The organism is Rhodococcus sp. IEGM 1408 (genome assembly GCF_033142235.1).
GTDB lineage: Bacteria > Actinomycetota > Actinomycetes > Mycobacteriales > Mycobacteriaceae > Dietzia.
In genome coordinates, this window is sequence record NZ_JAWLRW010000001.1 from 481,075 (window position 1) to 496,912 (window position 15,838).

The following is a 15,838-nucleotide window of genomic DNA, read 5'->3' on the forward strand; positions in this document are numbered from 1 at the left end:
GCGCTCCCTGCCGGGCCGACGTCGCTCAGCCCAGCCACGCCTGCAACACCAGGTAGGCCGCTGTGCCCAGGACAATGCTCGCCGCCGCCCGCCGAAACGCCAGGTGCACAGCAAGAGTGAGCGCCAGCGCCGCGGCGGCGGGCACCCACGAAGCGAGGGCGGTCGTGGTGTCGCGCAGGGTGTAGATCACCAGCACCACCATCACCCCGGCGGGCATCGTGCGACCCAGATAGCGCACGACCTCCGAGTCGCGCAGCCGCGTCAGCGCCACGAACGGAGCCGCCCGCAGGGCGACCGTCACCACGAGCATCACCCCGAGTCCGGCGAGCAGGTAACCGGCGCCCGGCAACTCAGCGCTCATGCGTCCTCCCGACCGCCGCGGGTGCCCCACGCGAACCGCGCGAGCAGGACCGCCACGAACGCGCTCAGCCCCATGATCAACATCTGCTCCGGCGCCACCCACGCCGCCACCAGACCGCAGACCACCCCGATCACCGGGGCCGGCAGGTCACCGGAGGCCCGCCAGGCGTCCACCGCGAGAACCGCGAACAGGGCGGTCAGTGCGAACTGGAGCCCGTCCAGCCCATCCGGCAGGGCCGCCCCGACCAGCCCGCCGATGATCCCCGGGACCACCCACAGCGTCTGGCAGGTGATCGCGATGGTCAGCGTCCGGGGCCCGGTCATGTCCCTGCGCCGCTTGGTCGCGGTGATCGCGTAGACCTCGTCGGTGAGGGCGTAGACGGCGTAGAGCCGGCCGAGACGGGAAGGGATGGACTCGAGCGGGAAGCTCAGCCCGTAGAAGACGTGCCGGAAGTTGACCAGGAAGGCCGTGGCGGCCAGCGAGTACAGGGGAGTGACCGCCGTGAGCAGGCCGATAGCCAGGAATTCCATCGAACCGGCGTAGATGAGGACCGAGAAGAGCGGCGCCCACCACCAGTCGAACCCCGCCTGTGTGATCAGCACCCCGAAGGCCAGTCCGAGCGGTACCAATCCCAGGCCGACGCTCGAACTGTCGGCCAGACCCTTGCGGATCTCCGCGCTGGTGGAGGGGGCTGTCGGCACGCCGGGCAGTCTAGCCAGCCGCCGATCGGACCCACCCCCGTCTTCAGGCCTTCCCTCGGCGCCCCGACCGGCGCACACTCGAGGGCATGAGCGCTCACCAGCCCGGATCCCCGCCCGCTCCCACCGTCTGGCACTGCTTCCAGTGCTCGGACGCCCGCGCCATGATCGACTGGCTCGTCGAGGCCCTGGGCTTCGTCGAGACCCTCTCACACGCCGAGGAGGGCCAGATCGTCCACGCCGAACTGCTCTGGCCCGAGGGCGGCGGCGTCATGCTCGGCGACCAGCGACGCGGCGCCGACGACCCACACTCCAAGCCCGTGGGCACCGGTCTGGCGTACGTGGTAACGGCCGACGCCGACGTCGTCTACGCGCGGGCCAAGGCCGCCGGCGCCGAGATCGTCATGGAGATCCACGACACCGACTACGGCGATCACACCTTCTCCGCCCGCGACCCCGAGGGCAACGTGTGGTCCGTCGGCCAGTATCTCGGCCAGCCCCTGCCCTGACGCCGACTAAAGCGGTCAGACACGCCGCCCGCCGGCCGCTCTGCCGATCATCGCCGCGCGGTCAGACCCGACGCCGGTCGGCTCCCGGCACGAGCGGGATTGCGAGGGCCGCCACGACGGCAGCGCCGGCGAACACGGGCCAGTAACCCACCCGCTCGATCACCGCGGCGACCAGGGGAGTGACCGCGGAGATCGTGACGAACTGCGAGGTGTTCTGCACGCCCAGGGCGCGACCGCTCCAGCGCGACCCGGCGTATTCGGCGACCGCCGTGAAGGCCAGGCCGTTGTCCGACACGGACAGAACGCTCGCGACCACCGCCAGGGTCACGGCGACGACCCCGGGCGCACCCAGCGCCTCCGCTGCCGCCAGCGCCGCGAGGCCCGCGGTCACCGAGATCGCCACCCCGCGAAGGGGTCTCATCCGCGACCCGATCCGGTCCGAGACCGCGCCGGCCACGATCCGGGCCACCGCGCCCAACACCTGACTCACCGTGACCACCACTCCCGCGGACACCGCCGACCACCCGTGCCCCAGCACCAGCCACACCAAGAGGAACGCCTGCAGCATTCCCTGGGGCAGCACGAGCAGCACCGAGACCACGTGGATCCGTTGCAGGTGACGGGACTCGCGATAGGGGGATCCGTCCGCCGCGTCGGGCGCCTCCTGGCCGGTGGGGCGCGGCGGGACCGGGGGATGGGGCGGGTCGGTGACGACGACGAGGGCCGCCACCGCCGACACCACCGCCAGCACCAAGGGGACCGCGAGGGCCGCGCGCAGACCGTGCGACTGCGCGAGCAGGGGCATCGACATCGCCGCGACCGCGGCACCCAGCGGCTGCGACATCTGCCGGATCCCCATGGCCAGCCCGCGACGGTGCGCCGGGAACCAGCCCACCACCAGTCGCCCGCTCGCCGAGTTCCCCGAGGCCGTCGCCGCGCCGGCGAGCAGCAAGAACACCGAGAGGAGCGGATAAGAATCGGTGGTCAGGGCCGCTGTCAGGGCCAGAGCCGCACCCACCGAGCCGGCGACCAGGACCAGTTTCTCGCCGCTGCGGTCGACCAGCCAACCCCACGCGATCAGGGCGGAGGCCATACCCACCGATGGCATGGCCACCAGGATGCCCGCCCGGGGAAGCGACATCCCCAGGTCGGTGTGCAGGTGGGGGAGCAGGAAGCCGATCCCCACGACAAAAGCGGAGCCGGACGCCGCGACGAACGTGGCCACGGCCAGCACCAGCCAGTGCCGGGCCGTCACCCGAGCTGGGTCGATCGCCACCGTCTCCACCAGCCCGAGAGTAGGCCCGATCTCAAGAAGTAGATAGTCATTCCCAAGCAGTGGGAATGAACGTTGCGAGGTGCCGCCCGGCGCGAGGCCGAGGTCAGGGCGTGGGTGAGGTCAGTTCACGTCGCCGTCATTGAGGTAGGTGGCATACAGCGGGAGCGGCATCTCCTGCCTGCGCAGCACCGTGCCCCAGATGTCCACCCGGGCGGGCGCCAGCAGGTCGCTCGGCAGGCTCGGGGCCACGTACCAGTCGCCGCGGTCGAGTTCGCCCTGCAGCTGCCCCGGAGCCCATCCGGTGTAGCCCACGAAGACGCGCATGCCCTCCACCTTGTCCCGCAGCAGATCGGGCTCGCTGTCGAGGTCCACCACATGAACCCTGCCCTCGATCTGCTGCAGCCCGGAGTACAGCTCGCCATCGCCACCCGACCCCAGCACCACCAACGCGATCCCGGTGTCCGGCTTGACGGGACCGCCGATGTGAAACACCGCGGGCGACGCACAGAGCTCGGCCCAGGCGGGGAGGATGCTCTCCACGGGCGTCTCGCTGCGACGGGTGATCACCACTCCGAGCGAACCGGAGTGGTCGTGCTCGATCACATAGATGATGGATCGCTGGAAGTTGGGGTCGGGCATGTCGGGCGCCGCGATGAGCAGCGATCCGGCCTCGGGCTCGCGCTTGTCCATCGCGTCGTAGAGGCGGTCACCGAAGAGGCCCCCGCCGCTCAGATCGTCCGATCCCGTGTCCATGCCCCCATGATGCCCCCGTCGCCGTCCGCCCACATCCGCGTCCCCTCGATCAGGTCTCGCTACGGTGGCTCCCGTGACCTCCTTTTCCGTCGAGCCGGCCGAGGCGTTGCGCGGACGCCTCGCCAACGCGTTGCGCGAATCCGACGGTCTCGGCCGCCTGTCCACCGCCCGCCTCGCCGCGCTGCTCAGCGAGGGGATCCACCAGGCCGCGCTCGGTGGGATCGTGCTGTTCAGCCCGGAGGCCGCCACGACCCCGGCGACGATCGCGGGCGGGTTCGCCGTGATGCTGCTGCCGTATTCGATCGTCGGCCCGTTCGCCGCCGCGGCCCTGGACCGCTGGGACCGCCGGGTCGTGGTGGCGGTCGCCGCGCTGGTCAGGACGCTCACGATCGTCGCCACGATCGTGTTGATCGCCGCCGGCGCGGTGCGGTCGGGTGGAGGCCTGGCCGCGCTGTTCGGACTCTCGCTGGTGGCGATCGGACTCGGCCGACTCATCAACACCGGCATGACCGCTGCGATGCCCAGGGTGGTGCCCGACCGGATCCTCGCGGCAACCAACTCCGTGCTGGTCACGGTGGGATCGGTGGTGACCGCGGTCGGCGCCGTCGCGGCGTTCGCCGTGCTCGCCGTGCTCGGGGCGGGCGACGCCGCGGTCTCGTGGACCCTCGTCCCCGCCGTGATCACCGCGATGGTGGGCGTGTGGGCGGTCCTGGCACTGCCCGCCCGCCACCTCGGGCCCGACGACGGTGAGCCCGGCACCCGCCCCGATATCGCCGTGACCCGGGATTCCGTGCGGCTGTTTGCCGGCGGTCTGGCCGAGGGCGTCCGGGCCGCCCGCTCCACTGCCCTCGTCTGGGTCGCGTTGGCCGGCGTCACGCTCGCCCGGGCAGCGTTCGGTATCACCACCATGCTCGCGATCCTGCTGCTCCGAGACGTCGAGGCCATCGGGGGAGGCGGTCCCGTTGTGGCCGGGATGGGCGGGTTCGGCCTGCTCTCCGCCGCGGTGGCCGGCGGGATGGGACTGGCGGCGGTGGCAGCCCCGTGGGCCATCGCGCGCACCAGGCGGATCCTCGTCGTGGCGGCCGGCTCGGCGGTCTCAGCTGCAGCCCAACTCGCGGTCGGTCCGACTCTCAACCCCACCGCGCTGATCGTCGGCGCCGTGGCCCTGGGCCTGGGCGCCCAGGTGGTCAAACTGGTCGCCGACAACGCCATGCAGACCGACGTCCCCGACGCCCGACGCGGTGGCGTGTTCGCCCTCCAGGATGCGCTGTTCAACTCGGCGTTCGTCGTGGGCATGATCGCCGTCCTGCCGTTCGTCCCCGCCGACGGCCGGTCCGTGGCACTCATGGTGGTCCCGGCTGCTCTATACGCCGCCGCCGTGGTGCTCGCAGTGGTCGTCAGCACCCGGTCAGGAGCCGACACCGATCGACCCGGCGGCCACTGAACCGCCACCAACCGAACCGCCACCGACTGAGCCTCCGCCCACGGAGCCCGCTCCCACGGATCCGCCACCGACCGAGCCGACGCCGACCGAGCCTGCACCCACGGAGCCGGCCGCCGCGGATCCCGCAGCGGCGGACCCGACACCCACCGCACCGGCGTCGATCGCTCCCACCTCGAGCGAGCCCTGCGGCAGCACCGGGACCACGGGCAGGGCCGAGTCGAGGTGGCCGTCGCCATCGACGTCGGCGACCGACATCAGGCCGCTGCCGGTGTCCACGGTGAGTGAGCCGTCGGCCTCGAGCACCGGGGGAGCCGGCTCCGGGACCGTTCCACCCTGCACGGGGCTCGGTGCCACCGGTTCAGGCGCCGGCTCGAGCACCGGCTGCTCCGCCGGGGACGGGGCGTCGCCGACGGTTTCAGCGGCGGGAGGAGCGGGTTCGGGTTCGATCACCGGGGGAGCAGACCACCTGGCCGACTCCGACTCGAGCGAACCGTGGTCGAGCGCGCCGACCGCATCCGCGAGCAGCGTCCCCCAGTCCGGCATCGAACCCAGCGCCTCGGAACCCGCCGCCACCGCGCCGTCCACGAGCGCTCCCGCCCCCGCGGCGCCCGCCAACGCCGAACCCGCAGCCAGGGAACCCCCACTGACCGAACCCACGCCGACAGAACCCCCTGCGGTCGAGCCGACCCCCACGGAACCGGCACCGGCCGAGCCGACCCCGACAGACCCGGCGCCCACAGAACCTCCGCCCACAGATCCCGACCCGGTCGAGCCCGCCACCAGCGCACCGGCGCCACCCGCATAGGCGTTCCACACCCCGCGACCGTCGTCGGAATAGACCTCCTGCGCACCGGCCCCCACGTCGGTGACCACACGATCGGCGACACCGTCGAGATTCGAGTCCCACAGGGCGTCGTCGGCCAACCCGTCGCCGTCGAAGTCCAGCCACAGCGCGTCCGCGGCACCGGTTCCCAGCGTGAGATCGGGCGCACCCTGCCACTGAGTTGGCTCGCCGGCGCCGTCTCCAAAGAAGTAGTCCATGCCCCGAATGGTGGCGCGTGAGCGACGCCCGCGACAGACCCGATCGACGATCTGTGGAGAACCGATCCGTTATCCACAGATCGCGTCTCCGCCCTTGACAGCCCCGGCCCGTTCCGGCCCGGGCCCATCAGTGCCCGCCAGTGCCCGCCAGTGCCGGTCAGTGCCCGTCGACGCGCGTCAGCGCATGCCGGTGCCCCTCAGCGAGCGGTCGCACGCTGGAAGAGCGCGGTCCTCTCCGGGTCCCCGCCCAGGTCAGGACTTCCGAGCCGGGCCGCGCGAACGCCGATGACGACGAGGAAGACCAGCGCCCAGATGAGGTACGCGTTCCCCACCAGATGCTCGATCGGCCCCCAGCCGAGTTCGCGGTCCTCGCTGTGGGGGACCCACCACTGCGGAGTGCCCAGGAAGACCACGATGCCGCTGCCGGCCAGGACCAGCCAGCCGCGCTCGTCGTCGTCGCCCCTCTCGCCGGCACGCGCCGCCCACACCAGCGCCAGGACGACCGCCGGAACCGCCCACACCCAGTGGTGTCCCCACGACACGGGCGAACAGAACAGCGCCACGTGCCCCACGGCGACCACGGCCGCGACCTCGTGGCCTGCGCGGAGCAGGCGCCAGGCCACCCACGCGATACCCAGCCCCACCAGGGCGGAGACCACGAACCACGCCACCGAGGCGGCCGAGCCCTCCAGTCCGAACCGGTGCACGACACCGTTGACCGACTGGTTGGAGGAGAACGCCAGACCGCCGATCCGGGCGGGGTCGCGGAGGGCGAACGTCCAGAAGCGGACGGAGTCGTCCGGGGTCAGCAGGTGCCCGATCCCGGTGAAGGCCAGCGCGGCCACGACCGCGGTACCCAGGCCCCGCCAGTCTCGACGCAACACGAAGTACAGCAGGAACACCGCCGGCGTGAGCTTGATGGCCATGGCCAGGCCGGTGAGCGTCCCGCCCCACCAGCGGCCGCGCCCGCGGATCAGATCGATCAGCACCAGGGCCATGAGGAACACGTTGACCTGCCCGAACCCGAGCGTTTCCCGCACCGGCCCGAACCACAGGGCCACGGCCAGCACCGCGACGGTCAGCCACCACAACTCCCGCTGCGGGCGGTCACACGTCCGGGTGAGGACCAGCTGCACCACGTAACCCAGCGTGGCGATGGTGGCCAGCGTGATGAGCGTCGACGCCACCGCCAGCGGGACCAGCGTGAACACCGAGAAGAGCTGGGCGGACAGCGGGGGATAGGTGAAGGGCAGGTGGGCGCCCTGCGCGAGCCGGGGCAGTTCGCCGTAGATCTCGCCGCCGTCGCGGAACACCTGCCCGCCGACCCGGTAGACGTCCAGGTCGATGCGGTACGGGGGGATCTGCTGCAATCCGGGTACGCCGACCGTGTGGAGGACCGTGCCGAGCAACGCCAGGACGGCGACGACGACCCGGCCGGCGGTCGAGGCCAGGTAGCGGTCCATCGCGCGGCTGATCACGCCTGGTCACCGTTCTGCCGGGTCGGTTTCTGGCCTGCCCACCAGCGGAGGAGTTCGGCCTCGGCCTCGTCGCGGTCCAGCGGTCCGCGGTCCAGCCGCAGTTCCTTGAGGAACGCCCACGCGCGCCCGACGTCAGGCCCGGGCGCCAGATCCAGGAGCTTCATGATCTCGTTCCCGTCGAGATCCGGACGGACCCGCGCGAGATCCTCCTTCTCCTCGATCTCGCCGATCCGGTTCTCCAACGAGTCGTAGGTGGCCTGGAGCTTGGCCGCGCGGCGCTTGTTGCGGGTCGTGCAGTCCGCCCGGACCAGCCGGTGGAGCCGCGGGAGGAGGTCGCCGGCGTCCGAGGCGTAGCGGCGCACCGCCGAATCGGACCACTGCCCCTCGCCGTAGCCGTGGAAGCGCAGGTGGAGGAAGACCAGCCCGGAGACGTCCTCGATCATCTGTTTGGAGTACTTGAGCGCGCGCATCCGCTTGCGGACCATCTTGGCGCCCACCACCTCGTGGTGATGGAACGTGACCCCGCCGCCCGGTTTGGCCGCGCGCGTGGCGGGCTTTCCCACGTCGTGCAGCAGGGCAGCCCACCGCAGCACCAGGTCCGGTCCCCCCGGCTCGAGGTCGATGGCCTGCTTGAGGACCGTGAGCGAGTGCCAGTACACATCCTTGTGCTGCATGTGCTCGTCGCGCTCGAGCTTCATCCCGGGGACCTCGGGCAGGACGCGGTCGGCGAGCCCGGACTCGCACAGCATGTTGATGCCGTCGATCGGGTAGTCGCCCAGGATGGTCTTATCCAGTTCCGCGCGGACGCGCTCGACCGTGATCCGGTCGATCTCGGAGGTCATCTCCGTCATGGCCCGGAACACCCGCGGCGCCAGGCTGAACCCCAGCTGGGAGACGAACCGGCAGGCCCGCAGCATGCGCAGCGGGTCGTCGGCGAACGATTGCTCAGGCACCGCCGGCGTGTCCAGGACTCCGGCAAGCAGCGCGTCCATCCCGCCGAGCGGGTCGCGGAACTCGTGCCGGCCATCCGGGTGCAGGCGCACCGCCATGGCGTTGACCGTGAAGTCGCGGCGGACCAGGTCGCCCTCGAGGGTGTCGCCGAACACGACTTCGGGGTTGCGGGTCACCCCGTCGTAGGAGTCCGCCCGGTAGGTGGTGATCTCGATCTGCTGCTCGATCCCCGAGGAGTCGTGCTTGACCGCCGAGAGCGTGCCGAACTCGATCCCCGTCTCCCACACCGTGTCCGCGTACGTCTCGAGGATCCCCCGGACCACGTCCGGGCGGGCGTCGGTGGTGAAGTCCAGATCCGTACCGAGTCGGCCGAGCGCGGCGTCGCGCACGCTGCCGCCCACCAGGTAGAGCTCGTGCCCGGCCTCGCCGAACGCGGTCGCCAGCGGGGACAGGACGTCGGCGAGCTGGTTGAGCGTGGTCTGGGCCCCCGCCAGGAGCCGGAGCCGGCGCGCCTCGAGTTCGTCCCGGCCGGGCGGGGTCCCCGGTCCGTCCTGCAGCCCCGAGAACACCGCGGCGTCGTGTCGGTCCGACGAGTCGCGTGGGTCAGGGTGCTGGCTGGGGGCTGTCACAGCGGAGACTTTACCGAGTCGACCCGGTTGTCCCCGCAGCGTGCGCTCGGGCAGCGCCACCCGCGCCGGTTACGCTGCCTCTCCGGCTCGCGCTGGCGGTTCGTACAGAAGCATGGGTGTGGCGCGGCCCGTATGGACCATTCAGGCATCGCAGGTCGAAGGCGCAGCGTAGCCCGCGCCACATACGCTGCCGGCCTGTACTCGGCGACGCGATCGGCCCATCGGATTGCCCGTAGGTGAGCCGACCGCCTGACGGGAGCGGTGTGCCGCCCCAGTCCGGCTCACCCCCTCAGTCGTCCGGCCCGACCGCCTTGGACCACAGCGGTTCCACGGCCTCCACCTCCGGGGGACCGGTCAGCAGATCCCCCGACTCCTCCAGATACGCCAGGTACGCGGGATTGCCGAGGAAATCCTGGGCCGCGGCCGCGTCCCGGTACTGCTGGAACACCAGCAGGACGTCGGGGTCGGCGTGGGACGCGCAGTACACGTACGCCTGGTGACCGTCGTTCGCCTGGACCGCCTCCGGCATGTGCCTGCGCCACACCGCGACCAACTCCTCCCTCCGCCCCGGCTTGGCCCGGTGGCGGAGGACCAGGGCGTGACCTGCGGAATCGGAGCTCATGCTCCGGACTCTAGCCCCGGTGACAGGCTGCTCGAGCGCGAGTTGCGGGACCAGTAGCCGGTCGTCGGGCCGGCGCTCGGTGCCTGAGTTCCCACCGGCCCGCGGGCGGCACGCCGACGATTCCGGAACACGCAGCCCCGGCCGGTAGCATCGATGGGTGTCTGAAGCCGAACGCCCCGTCGAACCCCGCGCCAACGCGTCGCGGCGCCGACGTGCACATCGGCCCGCCGGACCCGGGGCCGAAAACCGGACCGCCGCAGGTCAGGGTGCTGACCGTGGATCCGGGCAGCGCGCCGCCAGGCAGCGCACCGGTGGACAGCGCTCGGACCGGCCGCGCATTGACGGGCAGCGGGCTGCCGGACAGCGCACCGACGGACAACGGGCCCCGCAGGGCGAGAAGAGCCCGAACAAGCCGGGCGGCCAGAACCAGGCCGGTCAATCCGGTCAGGCAGGCACGCCCGGAGAGGGGCCGGCCCGTCAGGGCCGCCGTCGACGCCGCGGAGGCCGGGGCCGGCGGGGTGGACCCGGGCAGGACGGGTCGCCCGACACCCAGCGGCAGAACGCCGGTGCGGACGCGGGGGAGTCGACCCCGTCCACGCACACGGTCAGGACCGGGGACGGGACCGCCGGCGCCACCTCGGCGCGGCAGGCCCCACGGCAGGCCCGCAATTCGAACCGATCCAGGTCCGGGTCCTCCGCGGGCCAGTCCGCGTCCGCCAACACCACCCGCACCTCGGCACCCGGCAAGGCCGGCGCCAAGAGCGGTGGGAAATCCGGGCCCAAGCAGGGCCCCAAGGCCGGCGCGAAGGTCTCCGGCGGCAAGAACCCCCGCGGCGGTCGGGCGGGAGGCCGGAACCCGCGGGGCGGTCAGCGCATGCGCACGGTGCTCGAGACCTCGGCCGGTGGTCTGGTGATCCGCGGGCTGGCGCAGGCGGCCGCAGCGGGTGCGGATCCCGATCTCTCCCGCCTGGAGGTGGCGCTGATCGGCCGTCTCGACCGTCGGGGTCGCATGCTGTGGTCCATGCCCAAGGGCCACATCGAGCCGGGGGAGACCATCGCGGAGACCGCCCGGCGTGAGGTGCTCGAGGAGACGGGTGTCGACGGCACGGTCCTGGCCCCGCTCGGGATCATCGACTACTGGTTCGTCGCCGAAGGGCGTCGGATCCACAAGACGGTCCACCACCACCTGATCCGATACGACCACGGTGAGCTGTGCGACGAGGACCCGGAGATCACCGAGGTCGCATGGGTGGCCTTCGCCGACCTGCCCAAACGCCTGGCCTACCCGGACGAGAGGCGGCTCGTGGAGTCGGCTCGATCCCTCCTCCCGGACCTCGCGCGCGGGGAACTCGCCGGTCAGGCCCCCGAGGCGCTGCCCTCTCAGGTCGTCGACCCGTCCCGGCGCGCGGGCGGCCCCGAGCCGATCCGGCGATCGGGTGGGGGAGCGCGCCCCAACCCTCCCCGCAACAACCAACCCCGCAGCTCCACACAACGCAGCACCCCGCAGCGCGCTGACCCACAGCGCAACACCCCGCCCCGCGACACCCGTCCACGCGGGAACGCTCCGGAGGAGTCAGGGTCGTGAACCGGCGGCCGGGTGGGCGGCTCGTCCGGGCGGTCGTCCCGGTGACGGTGTGCGCGGCACTGGCCTCCGCCCCCCTGTGGGGGGTCGGGCCGGGCCACGCCGCCACCCCGGAGCAGGCCACAGCCGCGGGTTACATCCCGAACCCGGCGCCCGCGCTGGCGCGGATCACGATCGACGACATCACCCCCCGGGTCCTCGACGGCACCGCGGCCGGAGGGCCGGAGCCCGTCAGCACGGAGGCCGGCGTCCCCACGGTCACGGTGTCGGGCTCCATCCGCAACGTCGGTGACGTGCCTCTCGAGTCGGTGGATGTCCGCCTCCAACGGGGGCCACGGGCCGACGACGCGGAGTCGGTGCGGGAGCCGCTGGTGTGGTCGGAGCCCTCGTTCGGAGTCCGGGGCGAGTTCCTGCGCGTGGCCGAGACCCTCGCCCCCGGGGAGTCGGTGCCCTACCGCGTCTCGATGCCCGCGCGCGAGGTGCCCGGGAGCCTCGGCGTGGACCTGCAACTCACCGAGCCCGGCGTCTACCCGCTCCTGGTCAACGTCAACGGCACGCCGCAGGGCGGGTCGCCCGCGCGCCTCGACGACGCCCGCACCCTGCTCCCCGTCCCGGAGGCGCCCGCACCCACACCGCTTCCCGGTGCCGACCTTCCCGGTGCCGACCTCCCCGGTATCGACGCCCCCCCTGTCGACGACGACGAGGCGGGCCTCCCCGGGCCGGCGGACGGGCCGAGCCCGTCTCCCGTGCCGCTGACCATGCTGTGGCCGCTGGCGGCGTCCCCCACGCGGATCGCCCTCGTACCCGGCGAGAACGGCCCGGACCCGGTGGTGGCCCTGATCGACGACTCGCTGCTGCGCGAGCTCTCCGAGGAGGGCCGACTCACCGGCCTGGTCCGGGCCGCGGCCGGCGCGTTCGACGGCCCCGGCGGCCCGGACCTGCGCCGCGCAATGTGCCTGGCGGTGGATCCGGACCTGCTGGGGACGGTCTCCGAGCTCGCCGACGGCCGGCCCGTGGTGATCGATGCTCGCGACGAGGACGAGACCGACCCTGTCGATTCCGAGGCGGTGGCCGCCAACGCCTCCCGGTGGTTGGAGGAGCTCCGGGCCCTGGCCGACGGCGGCTGTGTGGTGACCCTCCCGGCCGCACAGGCGGACCTCGACGTCGTCGGCGCGGTCGGCGACAGCACCCTGACCTCCGCCGCCCTCGACCGCTCCGACTCGGTCGAGCGGATCCTCGACGTGGCCCCGGTGTCGGACCTCCTCCTCCCCGCCTCGGGCACGCTGGCCCCCGGGACCGCCCGGGCCCTGACGGGTTCGGGGGCCACGGCGATCGTCGCCGCGTCGTCGACGCGCACGGACACCGGGCTGGTTCCACCGACCGGTCTCGTCGGCCTGGCGGGGACGGACGGCGGGCGGGCGCTGACCTTCTCGCCCACCGTCGGCGCCGCGCTCGCGGCGACCGGGGAGAACCCGGAGAACCCCCGCTACTCCGACCCGGACACGCGGTACTGGTTGACCGCGGATTCCCCGGCGGCCCGGCTGCAGGACGCGCGGTCCGCGCTGCTCGCACCGGTCATCGATGCCGCCGCCGAAGCGGCAGCCGGTGCCGCCGCCGGCGTCGCGACCGCCCCCGACCAGGGCGTCCTGGCCGTCCCACCGCAGGTCTGGACCATTGACAGGCAGGCTGCGGGATCGTTGCTCGAGTCTCTCGGCACCCAACTGTCGGCCGGACGGATGCGCGCGGTGTCCCTGCCCGAGCGGTTGAACGGGCCCGTGACGATCCCCGGGGCAAGCCTGGCCGAGGACCCCACCGGAGCTGTGGATCCCGGGGCCGTCGACCTGTCCGGGGACGATCCCGCGGGCCCGCTCGATCGCCGGTTGGCGGCGGCGGTCGAGGGGATCAACACCCTCCGGTCACTCGTCGACACCTCCGACCCCGTCTCCGCCGGCGCGGACGAGCACATCGACCCGATGGTGGGTGACGCGCTCCGGGTGATCTCGGAGACCGGCCGCCGAGCGGGCGGCGACGGCCTCACCCCCGACTCCGGGACGGGGGCCGCCGCCCGGGCGCGCTCCACGGGTCGCCTCCAGCGACTCCAGGAGACGGTGGCCGCCTCACTGGCCCGCGTCGACCTGCTGCCGCCGGGGAGCATCTTCACCATGGCCAGCCCCAACAGTCCGCTCCTGTTGGTCACCCGCAACACCCTGCCGTTCCCCGTCCGCGTGAACGTGGAGGTCACCGCGCCGCCGGACCTCCATGTGGACCCGGTGGGCATCGTCCAGATCCCCGCTGCGGGTTCGCGGACCCTCCAGGTGCCCACCCAGTCCGACGCCGAGGGCGGTGTCCGCCACACCGTGACCTTCGCCCTCTTCGGACCCGACGGACGAGCGCTGTCCGAGCCGGTCCGACTCTCGGTGCAGACCGGCGGGTACCCGGTCGCCCAGGCCTTCGCGCTCGCCGCTGCCGCCCTCGCCCTCGTCCTGGGGGGCCGTCGTTACCTGCGCTACCGTCGGGGGATCCTCGACCCGGAAGATGAAGGGCACCGACCGTGAACGACGAGCAGGGTCCGGCCGAACCCGGGCAGCGCAGACCCGATCCCGGGTTGCGGGACCGACGCCGGGAGTCGGGGAGTTCCGTGCTGCCCCGCCCCGTGGCGCCGCCCCCGGTGGCCGATTCGTTCGCGCCGGACTCACTCCCCGTCGACCCGCTCCCCATCGGACCTTCTCCCGTGCCACCCGCGGAGTCGTCCTCCACGGACCTGACGAGCCGGGGCGGGGGGACGGGCGTCACCGCCCGGGACACCTCCGACGCCTCGGTGATGCGGTCCACGGGATCCATGGCCGTGGCCAACCTGGCCAGCCGGATCACCGGGTTCATGCGGATGATCCTCATCCTCACCGTGCTCGGCCCCGCCGTGGCCTCGGCGTTCAACACCGCCAACACGCTGCCCAACATGATCACCGAGCTCGTCCTGGGTTCGGTGCTCACCGCGATGTTCATGCCCCTGCTCGCCCGGGCCGCGCAGGAGGACCGGGACGGCGGCGCGTCCTTCATCCGGCGCCTGCTCACGGTCACCGCTGTCCTGGCCCTGGTCGCGACGGTGGTGGCGGTGGCGTGCGCGCCCCTGCTGACCCAACTCAACCTGGGCGACGGTGAGGTCAACACCGACCTGGCCACGGCGTTCGCGTTCCTGCTGCTGCCGCAGATCTTCTTCTACGGCGTGTTCTCCGTGATGCTCGCGGTGCTCAACTACAACGGGATCTTCCGCCCGGGGGCATGGGCGCCGGTGTGGAACAACCTGGTCTCCATCGCGACCCTCGCCCTGTTCGCGCTGGTCGGCAGCGGGATCGATCCGGCGGCGCCGGTCAACCTGCTCAGCGGGCCGATCCTGCTGCTGGGCCTGGGCACCACCCTGGGGGTGATCGTCCAGGCGGCGGTGCTGCTCCCCGCGCTGCGCCGTGCCGGGGTGAGCCTGCGCCCCCAGTGGGGCCTGGACCCCCGGATCAAGCAGTTCGGCGGCAACGCCCTCGCCGGCGTGACCTACGTGGCCATCTCGCAGGTCGGTCTGGTCATGACCAACCGCATCGGGTCGGCCGCGGACGAGGCCGCGATCGCCATCTACGGCACGTACTGGCTCCTCCTCCAGGTGCCGTACGGGATCATCGGCGTCACGCTCCTCACCGCCATCAACCCGCGGTTGGCCGACAACGGCGTGGCCGGTCGCACCGACGCGGTCGTCCGGGACATCTCGCTCGGGACCCGGCTGTCCCTGTTCGGCCTGCTGCCGATCATCGCCTTCATGACCGCGTTCGGCCCGTCGATCGCCACCGGCCTGTTCCGCTACGGCAACTTCGACGCCCAGAACGCCGACATCCTCGGACTCACCCTGTCCTTCGGCGCGTTCACGCTGATCCCTTACGCGATCGTCCTGCTCCAGCAGCGGGTGTTCTACGCCCGCGAGGACTACTGGACCCCGACCCTCGTGATCCTCGCGATCACCGTTGTCCGGGTGGTCCTCTCGCTCATCGTCCCGATGGTGGCCGACGAGCGATCGCACGTGGTGATCGGCCTGGCGCTGGCCAACGGCATCGGGTGGGTCGTGGGCGCGGTGGCCGGTTACGTGCTGCTCCGCAAGAAGCTCGGCTCGCTGCGCGGCCGTGAGACCGCGAAGTCGGCCGTGTGGACGCTCGGGGCCTCGGCCGTCGGCGCACTGGTGGCCCTCGCCGTCGACACCGTCCTACCCCTGCACCTGCTGACCGACGCCCTCGGGAGCATCGGATTCGTCGTGCGGGTCGGACTGGCCGCGATCATCGCCCTCGTGGTCACCGGGGCGATCCTGTCCCGGTCGCGCCTGCCGGAACTGGAGGCGGTGACCCCCGTCGTGCGGGGTCTGGTGGGACGACTGAGGCGTTAGTCGGATCCCCGGGCGGGGGTCCGTACACTCAGGGGGGTTACGAGCGGTCCGGCCGGGTGGGCGTCCGCGTGATCTGG

At 72.4% G+C, this 15,838-nt stretch carries 13 protein-coding genes; 5 read left to right on the plus strand and 8 right to left on the minus strand.

What is annotated here, in order from left to right; genetic code table 11:
* Window positions 1-25: 25 nt before the first annotated feature.
* Together R4P08_RS02315 and R4P08_RS02320 are read right to left on the minus strand one after the other, a co-directional pair.
* A complete protein-coding gene (locus R4P08_RS02315; RefSeq protein WP_317812131.1) occupies window positions 26-361 on the minus strand; it encodes a branched-chain amino acid transporter permease in 336 nt (111 codons plus the stop codon).
* Window positions 358-1,062 (minus strand): AzlC family ABC transporter permease, encoded by a 705-nt coding sequence (locus R4P08_RS02320; protein WP_317812132.1) that lies wholly within the window; start codon window positions 1,060-1,062, stop codon window positions 358-360. Before R4P08_RS02320 ends, R4P08_RS02315 begins: the two co-directional genes overlap by 4 nt.
* Before the next feature lie 86 nt (window positions 1,063-1,148).
* On the opposite strand from R4P08_RS02320, the gene R4P08_RS02325 reads away from it, so the two are divergent.
* Window positions 1,149-1,568, plus strand: a complete 420-nt coding sequence (locus tag R4P08_RS02325) for a VOC family protein (protein ID WP_317812133.1) — start codon at window positions 1,149-1,151, stop codon at window positions 1,566-1,568.
* Between the two features lie 61 nt (window positions 1,569-1,629).
* On the opposite strand, the gene R4P08_RS02330 is transcribed toward R4P08_RS02325, so the two are convergent.
* Window positions 1,630-2,853, minus strand: coding sequence for an MFS transporter (locus tag R4P08_RS02330; RefSeq protein ID WP_317812134.1), 1,224 nt, complete (start codon window positions 2,851-2,853; stop codon window positions 1,630-1,632).
* A 111-nt stretch (window positions 2,854-2,964) separates the two neighbouring features.
* The gene (locus R4P08_RS02335; RefSeq protein WP_317812135.1) at window positions 2,965-3,597 is read right to left on the minus strand and encodes a YqgE/AlgH family protein; all 633 of its coding nucleotides are present in this window, start codon (window positions 3,595-3,597) and stop codon (window positions 2,965-2,967) included.
* 73 nt (window positions 3,598-3,670) lie between these two features.
* On the opposite strand from R4P08_RS02335, the gene R4P08_RS02340 reads away from it, so the two are divergent.
* Window positions 3,671-5,041: an MFS transporter gene (locus R4P08_RS02340; protein ID WP_317812136.1), complete on the plus strand. Its 1,371-nt coding sequence runs from the start codon at window positions 3,671-3,673 to the stop codon at window positions 5,039-5,041.
* Here the strand turns inward: R4P08_RS02340 and R4P08_RS02345 are convergent.
* The 4 genes from R4P08_RS02345 to R4P08_RS02360 all read right to left on the minus strand — a co-directional run bounded on the left by R4P08_RS02345 (window position 5,006) and on the right by R4P08_RS02360 (window position 9,762).
* A complete protein-coding gene (locus tag R4P08_RS02345) occupies window positions 5,006-6,082 on the minus strand; it encodes a hypothetical protein (RefSeq protein ID WP_317812137.1) in 1,077 nt (358 codons plus the stop codon). The genes R4P08_RS02340 and R4P08_RS02345 overlap by 36 nt on opposite strands.
* A gap of 197 nt (window positions 6,083-6,279) precedes the next feature.
* Entirely contained in the window at window positions 6,280-7,560 is a 1,281-nt protein-coding gene (locus R4P08_RS02350; RefSeq protein ID WP_317812138.1) for a glycosyltransferase 87 family protein, read from the minus strand.
* Entirely contained in the window at window positions 7,557-9,080 is a 1,524-nt protein-coding gene (locus R4P08_RS02355; protein ID WP_317812250.1) for a CCA tRNA nucleotidyltransferase, read from the minus strand. Before R4P08_RS02355 ends, R4P08_RS02350 begins: the two co-directional genes overlap by 4 nt.
* Before the next feature lie 349 nt (window positions 9,081-9,429).
* Window positions 9,430-9,762: a putative quinol monooxygenase gene (locus R4P08_RS02360; protein WP_317812139.1), complete on the minus strand. Its 333-nt coding sequence runs from the start codon at window positions 9,760-9,762 to the stop codon at window positions 9,430-9,432.
* Between the two features lie 157 nt (window positions 9,763-9,919).
* Between R4P08_RS02360 and R4P08_RS02365 the strand changes: the two genes are divergently transcribed.
* From R4P08_RS02365 to murJ, 3 genes are read left to right on the plus strand one after another with little or no spacing between them, the layout of a single operon-like run.
* Window positions 9,920-11,347 (plus strand): NUDIX hydrolase, encoded by a 1,428-nt coding sequence (locus R4P08_RS02365; RefSeq protein ID WP_317812140.1) that lies wholly within the window; start codon window positions 9,920-9,922, stop codon window positions 11,345-11,347.
* Window positions 11,344-13,899 carry a hypothetical protein gene (locus R4P08_RS02370; protein WP_317812141.1) on the plus strand — a complete coding sequence of 852 codons (2,556 nt, stop codon included), beginning with the start codon at window positions 11,344-11,346 and terminating at the stop codon, window positions 13,897-13,899. The genes R4P08_RS02365 and R4P08_RS02370 overlap by 4 nt, the downstream gene beginning before the upstream one ends.
* Complete coding sequence (gene murJ, locus R4P08_RS02375) at window positions 13,896-15,761, plus strand: murein biosynthesis integral membrane protein MurJ (RefSeq protein WP_317812142.1); 1,866 nt, start codon at window positions 13,896-13,898, stop codon at window positions 15,759-15,761. Before R4P08_RS02370 ends, murJ begins: the two co-directional genes overlap by 4 nt.
* The last annotated feature ends 77 nt before the right edge of the window (window positions 15,762-15,838 follow it).

Excerpts from the sequence above, each read along its gene's own strand:
- R4P08_RS02325 (WP_317812133.1), top strand. The coding sequence starts at position 1,149 with ATGAGCGCTCACCAGCCCGGATCCCCGCCCGCTCCCACCGTCTGGCAC.
- R4P08_RS02345 (WP_317812137.1), bottom strand. The coding sequence starts at position 6,082 with ATGGACTACTTCTTTGGAGACGGCGCCGGCGAGCCAACTCAGTGGCAG.
- R4P08_RS02360 (WP_317812139.1), bottom strand. The coding sequence starts at position 9,762 with ATGAGCTCCGATTCCGCAGGTCACGCCCTGGTCCTCCGCCACCGGGCC.
- R4P08_RS02335 (WP_317812135.1), bottom strand. The coding sequence starts at position 3,597 with ATGGACACGGGATCGGACGATCTGAGCGGCGGGGGCCTCTTCGGTGAC.
- R4P08_RS02315 (WP_317812131.1), bottom strand. The coding sequence starts at position 361 with ATGAGCGCTGAGTTGCCGGGCGCCGGTTACCTGCTCGCCGGACTCGGG.